Annotated in this window: 15 protein-coding genes; all 15 read left to right on the top strand. The window is 49.2% G+C overall.

Annotation, left to right across the window (positions count from 1 at the left end; all coding sequences use genetic code 11):
• The first annotated feature begins 23 nt into the window (after positions 1-23).
• The 15 genes from B9Y59_RS02380 to B9Y59_RS02450 all read left to right on the top strand — a co-directional run bounded on the left by B9Y59_RS02380 (position 24) and on the right by B9Y59_RS02450 (position 18014).
• Positions 24-917: a Rossmann-like and DUF2520 domain-containing protein gene (locus B9Y59_RS02380; protein WP_009306604.1), complete on the top strand. Its 894-nt coding sequence runs from the start codon at positions 24-26 to the stop codon at positions 915-917.
• Positions 892-1719, top strand: a complete 828-nt coding sequence (gene panB, locus B9Y59_RS02385) for a 3-methyl-2-oxobutanoate hydroxymethyltransferase (protein WP_004847068.1) — start codon at positions 892-894, stop codon at positions 1717-1719. The genes B9Y59_RS02380 and panB overlap by 26 nt, the downstream gene beginning before the upstream one ends.
• Positions 1720-1730: 11 nt before the next feature.
• Complete coding sequence (panC, locus tag B9Y59_RS02390) at positions 1731-2576, top strand: pantoate--beta-alanine ligase (RefSeq protein ID WP_004847070.1); 846 nt, start codon at positions 1731-1733, stop codon at positions 2574-2576.
• Between the two features lie 13 nt (positions 2577-2589).
• Positions 2590-2970, top strand: a complete 381-nt coding sequence (panD, locus tag B9Y59_RS02395; protein ID WP_004847071.1) for an aspartate 1-decarboxylase — start codon at positions 2590-2592, stop codon at positions 2968-2970.
• Positions 2971-3659: 689 nt separating this feature from the next.
• Positions 3660-6413: a preprotein translocase subunit SecA gene (gene secA, locus B9Y59_RS02400; RefSeq protein ID WP_085531589.1), complete on the top strand. Its 2754-nt coding sequence runs from the start codon at positions 3660-3662 to the stop codon at positions 6411-6413.
• 323 nt (positions 6414-6736) lie between these two features.
• Complete coding sequence (locus B9Y59_RS02405) at positions 6737-7636, top strand: phosphate ABC transporter substrate-binding protein (RefSeq protein WP_054323507.1); 900 nt, start codon at positions 6737-6739, stop codon at positions 7634-7636.
• Between the two features lie 124 nt (positions 7637-7760).
• Positions 7761-9119 (top strand): phosphate ABC transporter permease subunit PstC, encoded by a 1359-nt coding sequence (pstC, locus tag B9Y59_RS02410; protein WP_085531591.1) that lies wholly within the window; start codon positions 7761-7763, stop codon positions 9117-9119.
• Positions 9109-9981: a phosphate ABC transporter permease PstA gene (gene pstA / locus B9Y59_RS02415; RefSeq protein ID WP_054323508.1), complete on the top strand. Its 873-nt coding sequence runs from the start codon at positions 9109-9111 to the stop codon at positions 9979-9981. The genes pstC and pstA overlap by 11 nt, the downstream gene beginning before the upstream one ends.
• 14 nt (positions 9982-9995) lie before the next feature.
• Positions 9996-10754 (top strand): phosphate ABC transporter ATP-binding protein PstB, encoded by a 759-nt coding sequence (gene pstB, locus B9Y59_RS02420; protein WP_242967338.1) that lies wholly within the window; start codon positions 9996-9998, stop codon positions 10752-10754.
• 59 nt (positions 10755-10813) lie between these two features.
• Complete coding sequence (gene phoU / locus B9Y59_RS02425) at positions 10814-11479, top strand: phosphate signaling complex protein PhoU (RefSeq protein WP_054323510.1); 666 nt, start codon at positions 10814-10816, stop codon at positions 11477-11479.
• Between the two features lie 82 nt (positions 11480-11561).
• Positions 11562-12248 carry a response regulator transcription factor gene (locus tag B9Y59_RS02430; RefSeq protein WP_085531593.1) on the top strand — a complete coding sequence of 229 codons (687 nt, stop codon included), beginning with the start codon at positions 11562-11564 and terminating at the stop codon, positions 12246-12248.
• Between the two features lie 77 nt (positions 12249-12325).
• A complete protein-coding gene (locus B9Y59_RS02435) occupies positions 12326-14053 on the top strand; it encodes a sensor histidine kinase (protein WP_143255213.1) in 1728 nt (575 codons plus the stop codon).
• A 269-nt stretch (positions 14054-14322) separates the two neighbouring features.
• On the top strand, positions 14323-15630 hold the full coding sequence (locus B9Y59_RS02440) for a phenylacetate--CoA ligase family protein (RefSeq protein WP_085531598.1): 1308 nt from the start codon (positions 14323-14325) through the stop codon (positions 15628-15630).
• A gap of 63 nt (positions 15631-15693) precedes the next feature.
• On the top strand, positions 15694-17436 hold the full coding sequence (gene iorA / locus B9Y59_RS02445; protein WP_085531600.1) for an indolepyruvate ferredoxin oxidoreductase subunit alpha: 1743 nt from the start codon (positions 15694-15696) through the stop codon (positions 17434-17436).
• Positions 17433-18014 carry an indolepyruvate oxidoreductase subunit beta gene (locus tag B9Y59_RS02450; protein ID WP_054323514.1) on the top strand — a complete coding sequence of 194 codons (582 nt, stop codon included), beginning with the start codon at positions 17433-17435 and terminating at the stop codon, positions 18012-18014. Before iorA ends, B9Y59_RS02450 begins: the two co-directional genes overlap by 4 nt.
• Positions 18015-18031: the final 17 nt, after the last annotated feature.

An 18031-nucleotide genomic window follows, 5' to 3' on the forward strand; every position in this document is an offset into this window, starting at 1 on the left:
CTTCCCAGAAAGGAGTGATCGATATGAGAGCAGGATTTATCGGAGCGGGGAAAGTAGGATTTTCCCTTGGAAAATACCTGAAGGAAAACGGCGTAGAGATTACGGGTTACTTCAGCAAATCACCGGAATCAGCTAAATCAGCAGCAGATTTTACTAACACAAAACTATATAAGAGTATAGAGAATATCTTAAGTGACAGTGATACCCTGTTTATTACTGTGCCTGATGGACAGATAAGCAAAGTATGGGATTATATGAAGAATCTGGATATTAAAAATAAAAATATTTGTCATTGCAGCGGTTCGATTTCATCAACCGTTTTTTTTGATGGTGAAAACCTCGGTGCAAATATCTATTCGGTACATCCCCTATATGCAATAAGTGATAAGTGCGAATCATGGAAACACTTGAATAAGGCTTATTTTACTGTGGAGGGTTCGGCAGAGAATCTAGATGAGATTAAGAGTATCTTTGAGCGAGCAGGAAATAAGGTAATCGCAATGGGAGCGGAAAATAAATCTCTTTACCACTGCGGTGCAGTAGTTGTAAGCAATCTCGTAAACGGACTTTTTCAAGTGGGGGCTGAAATGCTTGTAAAATGCGGCTTTGATAAAAAAGATGCAAAGAAAGCCTTAGTGCCTTTGTTTACTGGAAATGCCGACACATTGGCAGAAAAAGGGGTTGCGGCTGCCCTCACAGGTCCTGTTGAGCGAAATGATTTGTCGACTATCACAAAACACATTGAAGCTATTAAGGCAGCATGGATAAACGAGTCTGAGGAAAAGGTGGGATATGAGATGATATATCTTTTGCTTTCAGAAAAGCTTCTCAGTATTGCACAGGAAAAACATTTAGACAGTGACTATTTGAAGATGACGGAGGTAATTAAAAATGAAAAACACAGTATCCACTTTTAAAGAACAGAAGGTTAAGGGCGATAAGATTACAATGCTGACAGCCTATGACTATTCGACAGCTAAATTGATGGATCAGTCAGGTATTAACGGTATTCTCGTTGGAGATTCTCTTGGCATGGTTATGCTCGGATACGAAAATACTTTGCCGGTAACAATGGAAGATATGATTCACCATACAAGAGCAGTTACAAGAGGTGCCAAAGATGCCTTAGTAGTTGGAGATATGCCGTTTATGTCATATCAAGTTTCAGTTGAAGAGGCCATGTATAACGCAGGAAGACTTATGAAAGAAGGAAGATGTCAAGCAGTAAAGCTAGAAGGTGGAGCCTCTGTTTGTCCACAGATTAAAGCTATTACAGCTGCTTCAATTCCTGTTATGGCACATATTGGACTTACACCTCAGTCAGTGAACGTTTTTGGAGGCTTTAAAGTTCAGGGAAAAAGTGAAGAGGGAGCAAAGAAACTCATTGAAGAGGCAAAAGCTGTTGAAGAAGCAGGAGCATTTGCGATTGTTTTGGAATGCGTACCTGCAAAATTAGCGGAAATTATTTCTGAAAGCATTAATATTCCTACAATAGGAATAGGTGCAGGATCTGGCTGCGATGGACAGATTCTCGTTTATCAGGACATGCTTGGAATGGTCTCTGACTTTACACCTAAATTCGTAAAACAATTCGCAAAGGTAGGAGATGTAATGAAAGAAGCCTTTGCTGCATATATAGAAGAAACTAAACAGGGAAGCTTTCCAGCACCTGAACACACATTTAAAATTTCAGAAGATGTAATTAACAAGTTATATTAGGAGATAGAACGATGAAAATAGTAAAAACCGTAGATGAAGTGAGAGTTATAGTCAAAGAATGGAAGAAAGAAGGTCTTACAGTAGGTCTTGTTCCTACTATGGGATTTTTGCACGAAGGACATAAGAGTTTAATTACAAGGGCTGTTTCAGAAAACGATAGAGTTGTTGTCAGTGATTTTGTAAATCCGACTCAATTTGGAGTAGGGGAAGATTTGGAAAGCTATCCGAGGGATTTGGAAAGGGATACTATGCTATGTGAGGAGGCAGGTGCTAATTTAATATTTAATCCTGAGCCGGAAAATATGTATTTTGACGATTTTTCAACATATGTAAACATAGAAAGTCTTTCAGAGGAACTTTGTGGAAAATCACGACCAATACATTTCAGGGGTGTAGGCACAGTAGTATCTAAACTTTTTAATATTGTAAATCCCGACAGAGCTTACTTTGGTCAAAAGGATGCACAGCAGCTTGCGATTATAAAAAGAATGGTTAGAGATTTGAACTTTGATATCGAAATTGTGGGCTGCCCTATAGTTAGAGAAGAGGATGGTCTTGCAAAGAGTTCAAGAAATACATATCTAAGCAAAGATGAGAGAAAGGCGGCACTAATTTTAAGCAAAGCAGTTAAGCTCGGAGAAGATATGGCAAAAGCAGGAGAAAAAGATACAGATAAAATTGTATCAGAAATGATTAAGCTTATTGAAACTGAGCCTATGGCGAAAATAGATTATGTTCAGGCTGTAGACGCTGTTTCAGTTAAACCGGTCAAGGAGATGACAGCACCAGTACTAGTTGCCATGGCAGTTTATATCGGCAAAACCAGATTGATTGACAACTTTATTTACGAAGGTTAAACGGGGGTTAAATATGACATTTGAAATGTTAAAGGGGAAGATACACAGAGCTACAGTAGTTCAAGCAGAACTTGATTATGTAGGAAGCATCACTGTAGACGAAGACTTACTTGACAGTGCCGGAATTTTGGAGTATGAAAAGGTAAGTATCGTAGATATAAATAATGGGAACAGATTTGAGACATACACAATTGCAGGAGAAAGAGGCAGCGGAATGATATGTCTCAATGGAGCTGCTGCAAGATGTGTTCAGACAGGTGATAAGATAATCATAATGTGCTATGCACAGATGACTCCAGAAGAGGTAAAGAAAAATCCACCTAAAGTAGTATTTGTAGATGAGGATAACAAAATATCAAGAGTCGCAAGATACGAAAAACATGGTAAGCTATAAGACATGTAATTTGCAAATAAAAAAGGGCATTTCGGTAATTAAAAAATGTAAAAGGTGAAGAATATGTCATCTGCCCTCGTTGTGAGCAAGAAGTTTATAAAGAAGTAATAATTTATCCATTTTGTAACTTTGGCATAATGGCATGGCTTGAAGGAGAAAATGATGAAAATAGCAAACCAGTGAAAGATAAATCTAAGTAAAATCTCAGCTTAACAATTTAATATCTATATTTACAAAGCAGTTGGTCTTATGATTGACTGCTTTTAAAAAAGACACCGTTTAGGTGTGAGGTCTTTTTAGTGTTATTTATAGTCATATCAAGGCTCGTTTAATTATGGTAAATTCGTGGTAAAATGAGTGCTTTTCTATACTTCAAAATATTTGAAAGTATAGTGTTTATACGGATAATCAAAAATTAGATATAAAATTTCGTAGAAAGTTTTTATATAAACTATTTAAGTTAAGATTTAAAATTACAGTTTATAAATTCGTCAATATGAAAATAAGTAAGTTTTATTAATAACGTACTGAAATCCTTATTTATAGCTTCCCGGGAGGCGTTCCGATTCTTTGGTCACAATTCACGATTTGTTCTTTCTTTTTCCCTGTACATATGGTATAATAACACCCGTATGCTCAACATTGAGATGAATAATTGGTTTTTAGGAACCATTTTGAGGTGAACGTTCATGGGTAATATTCTCAAAGCCTTTTTTGGCAACTACAGCAAGCGCGAGTTAAAGCGCATTCAGCCCCTTTGCGACAAGGTGCTCGCACTTGAAGAAAAATACAAGCAGCTGAGCGACGAGGAATTGCAAGCGCAGACCCCTGCCTTGAAGGAACGCTTGGCCAATGGCGAGACATTGGACGGCATTCTGCCCGATGCATTTGCCGTCTGCCGCGAGGCGTCCGCCCGCGTTTTGGAAATGCGCCACTTCCCGGTGCAAATTATCGGCGGTATTGTTCTGCATCAGGGCCGCATCGCAGAAATGAAGACCGGTGAAGGTAAAACCCTTGTGGCAACGCTTCCGGCTTATTTAAATGCCCTGTCGGGCAAGGGCGTCCATGTGGTCACGGTCAACGATTATTTGGCACGCCGTGACTCCGAATGGATGGGCAAGGTATATCGCTTTTTGGGCCTGTCGGTCGGACTGATCGCCCACGATATGGACAATGCAGCTCGTCAGAGAGCTTACAATGCGGATATTACCTATGGTACGAACAATGAGTTCGGGTTCGATTACCTGCGCGACAACATGGTTATCTATAAGGAGAATAAGGTGCAGCGCGGCCATAATTTCGCCATCGTCGATGAGGTTGACTCCATCTTGATCGACGAAGCGCGTACACCGTTGATTATTTCCGGCCAGGGGGACAAGTCCACAGAACTGTACAATATTGCGGATGCATTCGCCCAGACCCTTCAGATGGTGAAGGTTGCGGACTTGGATTCGAAAGAGGACAATGACGAACTCTATAAAGACGCGGATTATATTGTCAATGAAAAGGCCAAGACGGCTACGCTTACACCGTCCGGTGTGAAGAAGGCGGAAGCCTACTTCAATGTAGAAAACCTGACGGATGCGGACAACATTACGCTTCAGCATCATATCAATCAAGCGATTAAGGCGCGCGGCGTTATGACGCGCGACATCGATTACGTGGTCAAAGACGGCGAAGTCATCATTGTCGATGAGTTCACCGGCCGTTTGATGTATGGCCGCCGGTACAACGAGGGCCTGCACCAGGCCATCGAGGCGAAGGAAGGCGTCAAGGTGGCGCGCGAAAGCAAGACCCTTGCGACCATTACCTTCCAGAATTTCTTCCGCCTTTACACAAAGCTTTCCGGTATGACCGGTACGGCGATGACGGAAGAGGATGAATTCCGTGAGATCTATAAGCTGGATGTCATTGAAATTCCAACCAACCGCCCGATGATCCGCCAGGATTTGCCGGACGTCGTATATAAGACAGAAAAGGGCAAATTTAATGCAGTCATCGACGACATCGTGGAGCACCATGAAAAGGGCCAGCCGGTGCTGGTCGGCACAATCTCCATTGAGAAGTCCGAACGGCTCAGCCAGCTGCTCAAGCGCCGCGGGGTCAAGCACGAGGTTTTGAACGCAAAGTACCATGATAAGGAAGCGGAGATCGTTGCGCAGGCCGGTAAGAAGGGCGCCGTTACGATTGCAACCAACATGGCAGGCCGTGGTACGGACATCATGCTGGGCGGTAACGCAGAATATATGGCGAAGGCGGAGATGCGCCGGATGCAGTACAGCGAAGAACTCATCAACGAGGCGGACGCACATTCGGACACCGAGGATGAGGAGATCCTGGAGGCGCGCAAGACCTTCCAGGAGCTTAATAATAAGTATAAAGAGGCAACCAAAGGAGAAGCAGAGGCAGTGCGCGAAGCTGGCGGACTATATATCATCGGTACGGAGCGGCACGAGTCCCGCCGTATTGATAACCAGCTGCGCGGCCGTGCCGGCCGTCAGGGCGACCCCGGTATGAGCCGGTTCTATATCTCCCTGGAGGACGATTTGATGCGCCTGTTCGGTGGCGAACGCATCACACAGATGATGAATACGCTAAAGGTGGACGAGGATACGCCGATTGAAGCGGGGATGTTGACAAAGACCATCGAAGGAGCACAGAAGAAGATTGAAGGCCGCAACTTTGGCATTCGTAAGAATGTTTTGCAGTATGACGACGTGATGAGCCGCCAGCGCGAGATCATCTATGGTCAGCGCGATCAGGTGCTCAACGGGGAAGATCTGCGTGAACAGATTGTCAAGATGATCGAACAGGCGATTGGGGCACAGGTGGACAAATATCTGCCGGCTTCCAACCTGCGCGACGACTGGGATTTGAACGGCCTGCGGGAACATTATATGGGCTGGCTGATTGGCCCGGACGACTTGCAGTACGATGAGAGCGAAATGGAAAAGCTCGATCCGGAATACGTCAAGGAAGAGATCTGCAAAAAAGCGATGGCGCAATACGAAGCGCGCGAGCAGGCCTATGGCGACAAGGTGATGCGCGAATTGGAGCGCGTGGTCCTTTTGAAAAATGTGGACCGCGAATGGATGGATCACATCGATGCGATGGAAGAGCTTCAGAAGGGAATCCGTTTGCGTGCATACGGCCAGCGCGATCCGGTTGTTGAATACCGTTTGGAAGGCTTCGACATGTTCGATGAGATGATTGCGACCATTCGTGAAAATACGGCGCGCATGATGCTCACCGTCCAGTTGCGCACCCAGGAAGAGCCGAAGCGCGAGCAGGTGGCAAAGCCGACCTCTACCAGCGCTGACGGCACGGATACCAACCGCACGGTGCATAAGGGTAAGAAGATCGGCCCGAATGATCCGTGTCCCTGCGGCAGCGGTAAAAAGTTTAAGAAGTGTACTTGCGCGGAGTATCATCCACAAAGCTGAGAGATGTCGGGAAAGCAGTGCAGCGGAACATCTGCCGTTGAATGGCTTGTTTCATAAAAAGGGTTTGTATTTGCCCCTTGCGATACAGAGGATTCTGTGTCGCAAGGGGCTTTTTGTGCCCATATGGATAAAAATTGCGTGTTCCTATTCGGCCGGCAATCTTCTACTTCATTTGGCGGGAATCCGGGCCGTGAACCAAAGGCGGAAAGCGCATATTTATTTTATTTTTATCTAAACTAAGCTTAACCTGTTTTTAACATTGCACCGATAAAATAAGCTCGTACTTAAAGAAAACATGAAGAAAACGTAAGGAGCAATGAAACATGAAAAAAGTGCTTTCGATCCTAATGGTTTTGGCTATGATGTGCACAAGCATGGCGTTCGTAGGGTGCAGCTCTACGGTAGAAGGCCAATCTGAGACTCCGTCTTCCCAAGGAAACGACGTCTCGGCGGAAAATGCAGGGGATTCTTCTGAAACGGCCAACAAAGAATTGAGCGGCGACCTCACCTTGAATGGTTCCACCTCCATGGCAAAGGTTTGCCAGGCATTGGGCGAAGCTTTTATGGAAAAGTATCCGGATGTAACCGTGACGAAGAGCGGCAATGGCTCTGGCGACGCTCCGAAGGCTGTCACCGCCGGTACCGCGTTGATCGGCGACCTGTCCAGAAATATGAAGGATGAAGAGGACCCGGATCAGTTCGAGATCAATCAAATCGCAATCGACGGCATTGCGATTGCGGTCAATAAGGAAAACCCTGTTACAGAACTGACCAGCGAACAAATCGCTAAGATCTTCACCGGAGAAATTACCAACTGGAAGGACGTCGGTGGAAACGACCAGACGATCACCGTCATTGGCCGTGAGGCAGCTTCTGGAACCAGAGACGGTTTTGAAGCGATTTTTGGTTGCGAAGGAACCTGCAAATATGCTGCAGAAGTCACTTCCACCGGTGAAGTGGTTTCGAAGGTTGGTTCGGACCCGTCTGCAATCGGCTATGTTTCCCTAGATTCTGTCAACGATTCGGTCACCGCTTGTAAAGTGGACGGCGTAGAGGCGACAGAGGAAAACATTATCAACGGCTCTTATAAGGCGCAACGCCCGTTCATTCAGATCTACAAGAAGGGTTCCGACAGCGAATTGGTAAAAGCTTGGTTTGACTTCCTGTACTCCGATGAAGGACAGCAGATTATCTCCGATGTGGGGCTTGTACCGGCACAATAAATGAGCCCCGGGGCGTAATGCTCCGTACAAAATGCTCCGGCACTCGGAACTGGGTGCCGAAGCATTTTGTTGCGCCCGAGGAGAGAGGCCATGTACGGCTTGATATAGAATGGAGGGCCTGCTGATGCAGACATCATTGACCGATGAACGCGCAGAGCAAAAGCGCGCATTTGCCAATCGAATCAAACGGATTGTGGCGATTGTATTAGGCGCCGTAATCCTTATATCGTTCTTTTTTCCTTACATCCAGTTTGTTTTTAAAAATACGGTATATTCTTTGACCGGATTACAGCTTGTTACGGTACGCGGAATGATGGTTCGTGGACCGCAGATGAGCGGACTTGTGACCATTCCTTTGCTCACCCGCATCGCTGTCGCGGCAGGCGTTGTGTTGGCTTTGGCAGGGATCGTGCTGTTGCTTTTGAAAAAACCGGTGTGGGCGGGGGCGGCCTACATCCTCTCAGGAGTAACGCCGTTGGTCTCGCTGATTACAACTTCCAGCATTCAGACGGCGGTCACTTCGCTCAATATCAGCGAGATAGAGGTGCATTATCTCTGGCCGTTCCTTTGTACATTGGCTTTTGGAATCGCCGGTGCGATCCTGGCGCTTTGGACCCAGGGAACCGAGCGTCTGGCCAAGTCGGTTTTTCAGGTCTTTTCCTGTGTATCCGTCGGCTCTGTAGCTGTTATTACAATCTATATCCTTGTCTCCGGCGCTCCCGCCTTGATCGAGATCGGTGTGGGGGATTTTCTGTTCGGCACAAAGTGGGAGGCAAGCGCGGAGGTTTTTGGCATCCTGCCGATGATCCTTTCTTCTATTGCGGGAACTTTGGGCGCGATTGTTATCGGTGTGCCAATCGGCCTGTTGACCGCCATCTTTCTCTCGGAGACCGCCAATCCGATTCTGGCCAAAATTGTACGTCCGGCGGTTGAATTGTTGGCGGGTATCCCATCCGTCATCTACGGTTTTTTTGGCATGCTGGTGATTGTGCCTGCCATCCGCAAGTTCCCGCCCTTTCAGGGACATACCACGGGTGATAGCCTTTTGGCCGCCATTTTAATCCTGGCGATCATGGTTCTTCCGACGATTGTAAATGTCTCTGAAACGGCGCTGCATGCCGTGCCAGTCTCCTATCGGGAAGCCTCCCTGGCATTGGGGGCTACGCAGACGACCACCATTTTTAAAGTGACGGTTCCGGCGGCGAAATCTGGAATCCTTTCGGGGGTAATCCTGGGGGTAGGACGTGCCATTGGCGAAACCATGGCGGTAATTATGGTGGCCGGCAATGTGCCCAATATGCCGAACCTACTCGGCTCTGTGCGTTTCCTGACCACTGGCATTGCCATGGAGATGAGTTACTCCTCTGGATTGCACCGTCAGGCGCTGTTTGCCATCGGATTGGTGCTCTTTGTGTTTATTATGATTGTCAATATCAGTTTCACATATATTTCCAAGAAGGGGGTACAGCTCGATGGAAACTAATTCCCTCTATTGCAAACACAGCCGCCCCAAGGACACGGCGTTGAAGGTTCTTATCAATCTGGCTGCTGGGGTGACCGTTGTGGTCCTGGTTGGAATCATCGGCTATATCCTGGTCAACGGCCTGCCCTATGTCACCTGGCAATTTATTTCCACACCGTATTCGGAAATGAATCCAGATCAAAAAGGCATCCTGCCCATGATTATCAATACCTTGTACATTGTGGTGATCACTCTATTGATTGCGGTGCCAATCGGGCTTTCTTCTGCCATTTACCTGACCCAATATGCCAAGCAGGGGAGGTTGGTTCGTTCCATCCGGTTTACAACGGAGGTCCTTTCTGGTATCCCGTCGATCATTTTCGGCCTATTTGGTTACACAGTGTTCTGCATCCTGTTCCGCTTGCAGGTTTCCATCCTTGCGGGCTGCCTGACTATGACGATCTGTATTCTACCGACCATCGTGCGCACAACGGAGGAATCGCTTATGGCGGTTCCAACCAGCTACAAAGAGGGCGCGCTTGCACTTGGCGCTGGAAAGTTGCGTGTGATCCTGGGCATCGTGCTCCCATGTGCTATGCCGGGCGTGTTGACTGCCATCATCCTGGCGGTGGGCCGTATTGTAGGGGAGAGCGCCGCCCTTCTGTTCACTTCAGGAATTGGTTATAGCATGCCGAAGGACTTTTTCCGGCAGATCATGACCAGCGGGCGCACATTGACCCTGCATTTGTACCAGACAGCGCGCGAAGCCTCTACACCGGATGCCATGAATATTGCCTTCGGTACAGCGGCGGTCCTGTTAATTCTGGTATTCCTATTGAATTGTTTGACAAAAGTGGTGACGAAAGCAGTAAAGAAGGGTTGAGAACGGATATGGAAATGGGAAATCAAAAAATTGTATTACAGGATTTGAATCTGTATTATGGAGACTTTCATGCGCTCAAGGGGATCAATATGGAGATTCCCGCCAATAAAGTGACAGCATTTATCGGCCCTTCGGGCTGTGGCAAATCCACTTGCCTGAAAACGTTGAACCGGATGAACGATCTGGTGGACAACTGTAAGATTTCAGGACTTGTCACACTGGATGGCGAGGATATCTACGATCCGCGGACGGATGTAACCCTCCTGCGCCGCCGTGCGGGGATGGTGTTTCAAAAGCCGAACCCTTTCCCAATGTCGGTATATGACAACATCGCCTATGGGCCGCGCGTCCATGGGATCAAGAATCGCCAAAAGCTCGATGAGATTGTCGAAAACTCGTTGAAAAGTGCAGCGCTTTGGGACGAAGTAAAGGACCGCTTGAAAAAATCTGCATTAGGCCTTTCCGGAGGCCAACAACAGCGTCTGTGTATTGCCCGCGCATTGGCGGTTGAGCCGGATGTCATTTTGATGGATGAACCGACCAGCGCGTTGGACCCGATCTCTACCTCGAAGATCGAAGATCTGATGGACGACCTGCGCAACCGGTATACTGTGGTGATTGTCACACATAATATGCAGCAAGCAGCCCGTATTGCGGATCGTACGGCGTTCTTCCTCTTGGGCGAATTGGTGGAGTATTCCGATACGCTCTCCATGTTCAACAAACCGCAGGACGAGCGGACAGAACGCTACATCACCGGCCGCTTCGGATGACGATGTATCTTCCCCTGGAACCGGATTTGATGTATAATAAAAAATAGGAGACATGGATTATGCCAAGAAAACTGTTTGACCGCGAGATCAATGATTTGATTCACCGCATGACCGATTTGGGAAATGACGTGGATGGCCGTATTCAAATGACCATTGACGCCCTGCGTACCTTGGACATTGAAAAGGCGAAAAAGGTTGCGACCAGTGACAATGAGATCGACAGTGAGGAACATAGAATCGAGCAAATATGCATGAACCTGATCGCTTTACAGCAGCCCATCGCCAGCGACCTGCGCACCATTGCGGCCTGTTTGAAGATTTTGACCGATATGGAACGGGAGGCTGACCAGTGCGCGGACATCTGTGACATTCTGACCATCGCAGAACTCGACCGGAGCAGTTTGGCCTTAGCCCACGTGGTACAAATGTTGGAAGCGGCACATGAAATGTTCCGCGGCGCTTTGGATGTGTTCCTGAGCCGCGACGTTGAGGCGGCACGGAAGGTCTGCCAGGCGGATGACAACGTGGATGCGATGTTTTCCAAGATTGTCTTGGAAGTCTGTGGAATCATTACGGAAAACCCGCAGAATGTCATGTGTGATGTCGATCTGATCTTTATCACAAAATATGTGGAGCGTATGGCGGATCATGCGACCAATATTGCGGAGTGGGTCATCTATATGGAGACCGGTGAACATCCGGATCTTAACACGAAAGTCTTTTAAAGATTGACGGGCGGCGGGCGCTCCTGTCCGTCTGTACATAGAATTACCGTGAGGAAAGAGTGCGAGAAAGAGAGGGGCATTTATGCCTTTGGTATATATTGCAGACGACGAACCCAATATTCGCCGTCTGGTGGCGTTTGGCCTGAAGGACAGCGGATTTGAGTCGGCTGAATTCGCAGATGGCGAGACACTTCTTGCTGGTATTAAGGCGCGCAAGCCGGATGCCGTGATCCTGGATTGGATGATGCCGCCGCCGGACGGTCTGGCAGTGTGCCGGACGCTGCGTGCCAGCGCGGATACACGGGACATTCCCATCCTGATGTTGACGGCACGCGGCGAAGAGATTGACAAGGTTCTAGGGTTGGAACTGGGAGCGGATGACTACATTGTGAAGCCTTTTGGAATCAAGGAGCTCTGTGCGCGTGTACGTGCTGTGTTGCGCCGTACCGAGCGGGCGCAGGAGCCGGAGCAGCGGTTGGAGGCGGGTTCCCTACAGGTCGACATTGCACGCCACATGGTTACGAAAAATGATGCCAAAATAGAACTGACGGCCAAAGAATTTGATCTGCTTGTGATGTTGATGAAAAACCGTGGAAAAGTGCTCACACGCGACAGTCTGCTTGATAAAGTTTGGGGCGTCGAGTATTTTGGCGATACAAGGACAGTGGATGTACACGTGCGATACTTGCGTCAGAAGGTGGAGGACGATCCCGATCATCCGGCATTGATTCAGACCGTCCGCGGTGTGGGATACCGGTTTACAGAGTAAGTTGTACAGGGCATGCCCTTGCGGGTATGCCGCTTTTTTTACACGTTCCTGGAAAAATACAAGAGAGGGGCAGCCGAATGAGGAAGCGGATGATGTTGTGCAACATCGCTATCATTATAGTGGGGTTTTGTGCCGCCTTTTTGACGGCAACACTTCTGGTGCAGGGACAATATGAAAAGGAGTTTACCAAGCAGTTGGACACGGCCTTGGCGGTGCTGTCCACACAGTCGGAGGCTTTGGAAAATCCGGGAAAGGTGTCCTATGAGCTGGGAGAGGCGCTGAAGGCGGCTGGCCAGCCCATTCGGATCACCATACTGGACGAAGAGGGCCATGTGTTGGGCGATAGCGAGGACAAGGAGATCACCGAAAATCATGCCAACCGTCCGGAAATTGTGGAAGCACGAGAGAAGGGGGTCGGCTACGATACGCGCAGCAGCGCCAGCATGGGAATCCCCTATTATTATGAAGCGCGCCGTGTGGGACAGTATTACCTGCGGGCCGCATTGCCGATGGGAGCGTTACAGGATACCATCCAGCAGATGTGGCTGGATGCAGCACTCGGCATGCTGTTTGGGATTGTCATGGTCTGTGTGGCATCCGGCTTGTTTGTATCGTGGATTGGAGAGCCGGTCCGGCGGATGAGCCTTGCTGCGCGTCGTTTGGCCGCAGGGGAATACTCCAGCCGGGTTGAGGGAACATTCAGCGACGAATTTGCTGAACTGGCACAGGCGTTCAACCAGATGGCAGACAGCACAGAACACGCGGTGAGCCTGCTCCGCACCAAACAGGAACAGTTGGAGGGCGTTTTACAGGGAATGAATGACGGGGTCCTAGCTGTGGATGAGGGGGGCAATGTGCTTTTTCTCAACCAGAGTGCGCGCAGCTTGCTGCACTGCCCCTCCATGCAGGCTGGCGATCATTTGGAGGGAAGTCTGGTGCTAACCAAGATTTCCGCACTGTTGAGAGATGCGATGCAGGCTGGAGAGCCGGTCAACGACGAGCTGACCAATTTGCCTGAGGAGAAACGCTATACGGTCTATGCTGCCCCAATGGAGGCCCAACCCACCGGAGCGGCGCTGGCAGTGGTTTCCGATGTGACGCGCATCCGCCGGCTGGAACAGCTGCGCAGTGAGTTTGTCTCCAATGTGACCCATGAATTAAAAACACCGTTGACCTCCATTCGCGGGAGTATCGAGCTTCTCAAAAGCGCAGACCGCGATGAGGAAACGCGCCGGTATTTTTACGATGTATTGGACATTGAAACCGAACGTCTGACCCACCTGATCGACGATCTTTTGGTTCTCTCACAGATTGAAAACGCCAAAGAAGATCCATCTATGCGCCCGTGCAATGTCAAGGAGGCATTGGAACATTGTGTAGAGAGGGCAAAATCGTTGGGGCAGGAGAACCACATTCGCATGCATATTGACGCCGATTCGGAGCTCTTTGTCGCCTGTACGCCAACGCGTCTACAACAGCTCTTTGGCAACCTGATTGACAATGCTGTCAAATACAATGTAAAGGATGGAAGCGTGTTTATCACGGCACAGCGGCAGCGGCAGACCGCCGTGGTGCGAGTCAAGGATACGGGGATTGGGATTGCGAAGGAGCATTTCCCACGTTTATTTGAACGATTTTATCGTGTGGATACCAGCCGTTCTCGTGAGATTGGAGGAACGGGGCTGGGACTTTCGATTGTCAAGCATCTGGTAGCGCTGTATGGTGGAGAAATCGGTGTGGAGAGTGAGCCCGGAAAGGGGACGACGTTTACGGTTTGTCTACCCTTGGCGCCGAAAGAAAAATAAAAAATTGGATTCTTTACCGGCATATGGATGTGCTTTTGTACTATATCACCAAAAAGCGTTAAAGAAACTGCACAGATTGCTCGAATCCGTATGGCTTCCACAAAAAGCAGGTTGCAATTCGACACAAAAAGAGTTAAAATAACAAAAAGACAACCGCACCAGAGCTGGACTTTGGTGCGGTAAATTTTACAGCATCGCCTGAAACAAGTAGGATTGTATTTTCCTGACCGTTTTCTGGAGCGGCTGTGGTGTGGAGGTGTACCCGATCCATGTTCTATCAAAAAGACGTGGAAACTATGCGCCGTGCAGACATTGAGGCGCTACAGCTGCAAAAGCTGAAGAAAATGGTGGATTACTGCTACAACAATATTCCGTTCTATCATGAGCGCTTACAGGCAGCCGGGGTGACCGGCGATAAGATAAAAACCCTTTCGGATATTCAGTATATCCCCTTTACAACAAAGGACGATATCCGCGATAATTACCCCTTTGGCATGATGGCGTGCCCGATGAAAGATGTCGTGCGTATTCATGCGTCGTCAGGGACCACAGGAAAGCCTACAGTCGGCGTGTATACCCAGAAGGATATTGACACTTGGGCAGAGTTGATTGCCCGTATCGGTGCGGCATCCGGTGTGACGAATGAGGATATTATCCAGATTTCGTTTGGGTATGGGCTGTTTACCGGGGCGCTTGGCCTGCACTATGGCTTGGAAAAGTTGGGTGCAACGGTCATTCCGGCCTCTTCTGGAAATACACAGAAACAGCTGATGATGTTCCGTGATTTTGGTGTTACAGGGTTGGTAGCAACTCCTTCTTATGCGCTCTATCTGGGCGAAATGGTGAAGGAGTCCCCATATCCGTCCAGCGCTTACAAGCTTCGCATTGGCTTGTTGGGCTCTGAAGGCTGCACAGAAGAGATGCGTACGCAAATTGAAAAGAATTTACATATGTTTGTGACTGACAACTACGGGATGACAGAGTTGGGAGGTCCGGGCGTATCTGGCGAGTGCGAACTGCGCTGTGGATTGCATTTCGCAGAGGATCACTTCCTGCCGGAGATTATCGATCAGGATACCTTGGAACATAAAGCGCCGGGCGAGGTGGGCGAATTGGTGGTGACCACCCTTTCGCGCGAGGGAATGCCAGTCCTGCGTTACCGTACCAAGGACATCACCCGTATCAATTACGAGCCGTGCGCATGTGGGCGCACACATGCGCGTATGGATAAGGTGATGGGGCGCACAGACGATATGTTGATTATCAAGGGCGTCAATGTGTTCCCTTCCCAGATCGAAAGTGTTTTGGTGGGAATGGAGCATGTAGGCCCGCATTATCAATTAATCGTGCGCAAAAAGAATTTCTTGGACACTCTGGAAGTCAAAGTCGAACTCAACAACGGCGAATTGTTACAGAGCTACGGCGAATTGGAAGCAGTGCAGCATAAGATTCACGACCGCTTAAAGAGTGTCCTTGGACTGGAAACCAAGGTTACCTTAGCGGAACCCAAGAGTTTGGAGCGTTTCCAGGGCAAGGCAAAGCGCATTCTCGACCTGCGCAATGAACCGGAGGAATAACCCCTATCACTGGGAATTCGTCCGCCGACGTGGCGGATAGGTCTGATATATAGGAGAGGTACAATGAAAAAGTTATTGTTGGGAAATGAAGCGGTCGCGCGCGGCCTGTATGAAGCCGGTGTGCGGGTGGTGTCCAGCTATCCTGGCACCCCCAGTACGGAGATTACCGAGACAGCGGCTACATACGATGAAATTTACTGCGAGTGGGCGTCAAATGAAAAGGTTGCGGCAGAGGTGGCAGCGGGCGCAAGTTTTGCCGGGGCGAGATCCTTTTGTGCGCAGAAGCACGTCGGCCTGAATGTCGCCGCAGATCCGCTCTTTACCATGAGCTATATCGGTGTGAACGGCGGCATGGTGTTCGGTGTAGCGGACGATCCCGGCCTGCATTCCTCCCAGAATGAGCAGGATTCCCGCAATTATGCGATTGCAGCCAAGTTGCCGATGTTGGAACCCGCCGATTCTGCGGAATGCCGGGATTTTACAAAGCTGGCTTATGAACTTTCGGAGCAGTTTGATACGCCGGTGATTCTGCGGTTGACGACGCGCGTCGCACACAGCCGCAGCCCGGTGGAGTTACATGAACGCGAAGAGCATGAACTCAAGCCCTACGAGAAGAACCCTGCCAAAAATGTCATGCTGCCTGCTTTTGCAAAACCGAAACATTATAAAGTAGAGGAGCGCATGCAGGAGCTAGCCGCATGGGCGGATGAGGCGGACATCAATGTGTTGGAGGACAATCATGCGGAGATTGGTGTGATCGCCTCTGGCGCAGTGTACCAGTATGCGAAAGAAGCGCTGGGAGACACGGTGTCCTATTTGAAGTTGGGCATGGTGCACCCACTGCCTCTGAAGAAGATCCGAGAGCTGGCTGCAAAAGTCAAGAAGCTCTATGTGATCGAAGAGCTCGACGATGTCATCGAGTCATTCTGTAAAAAAAATGGAATCGAAGTGCACGGGAAAGATGTGTTCCCGCGCTGTGATGAGTTCTCTCAGAACGTCATCCGCAAATGCATGTTGGGCAAGGTTCCGGAGAGCAAGAAGGTCGATGTGGAGACGCCGGGACGTCCTCCGGTTATGTGCTGTGGATGTCCGCACAGGGGCTTGTTCTATGCCTTGAAAAAGGCAAAGGTCTATGTCAGTGGCGACATTGGCTGCTATACCCTTGGAGCGTCTGCTCCGCTGAGCGCGATTGATACCTGTGTGTGCATGGGTGCTTCTGTTTCCGCTCTGCACGGTTACAACAAGGCGCGCGGAAAAGAGGCCGAGCAGAAGAGCGTGGCGGTGATCGGCGATTCCACCTTTATTCACTCTGGAATTACAGGATTGATCGATATTGCTTACAACAAGAGCAATTCGGTGGTCATCATCCTTGACAACTCGATCACCGGCATGACGGGCCATCAGCAGAATCCAACTACGGGATATAATATTAAAGGGGACCCCACTACAGCGGTGGATCTGGAAGCGCTCTGTAAGGCTGTCGGCATCAACCGGGTGCGCGTCTGCGACCCGTACGATCTCAAAGAGGTGCAGGCGGTTCTCAAAGAGGAGCTTGCAGCAGAGGAGCCCTCTGTCATTATCAGCCGCCGTCCATGTGCGTTGCTGAAATACGTAAAGCACAAGCCGTCGCTGGTTGTGGATACCGAAAAGTGTATCGGGTGTAAGGCGTGCTTGGGCATTGGCTGTCCGGCTATCAGTGTGCACGGCGGCAAAGCTGCAATTGACCGCACGCAATGTGTGGGGTGCGGCGTATGTACCACTCTGTGCCCGAAGAGTGCGATCACAGAACAGGAGGTACAGGCATGAGCAACGTAAAAAGTGTCATGATTGTCGGTGTCGGCGGACAGGGAACGCTCTTGGCGAGCCGTGTTTTGGGCAGCGCCATGTTGAGTCAAGGAGTTGACGTAAAAGTTTCGGAGGTACACGGAATGAGCCAGCGCGGTGGGTCTGTAGTGACTTACGTGCGCTATGGCGACAAGGTGTATTCACCGATTATCGCACAGGGCGAAGCGGATGTCCTGCTTGCTTTCGAAGCCCTGGAGGCAGCGCGTTATTTGCCGTGGCTGAAGCCCGATGGTACTGTGATTGTGAATACCCAGCAGATGGACCCAATGCCCGTCGTCACAGGTGTGGCCGAATATCCCAAGGATATTTTGGGCAAGGTGCAGGAGCAAGGCGTCAAGATGGTTGCCCTGGACGCGCTGGGAATGGCGGAGCAGGCGGGATCGGCCAAGGCGGTCAATGTGGTTTTGATCGGGGCCATGGCGAAAAAGCTGGATCTGCCCAAGGAGGTCTGGATTGACACAATTCAGGAGACCGTCCCGCCTAAATTCATCGATATGAACCTCAAGGCGTTCGAGTTGGGGTATAACGCGGACATATAAACGCAAGAAATGGTGTT

Origin of the sequence: Anaeromassilibacillus sp. Marseille-P3371 (genome assembly GCF_900169665.1) — a bacterium.
Lineage (GTDB): Bacteria > Bacillota > Clostridia > Oscillospirales > Acutalibacteraceae > Anaeromassilibacillus.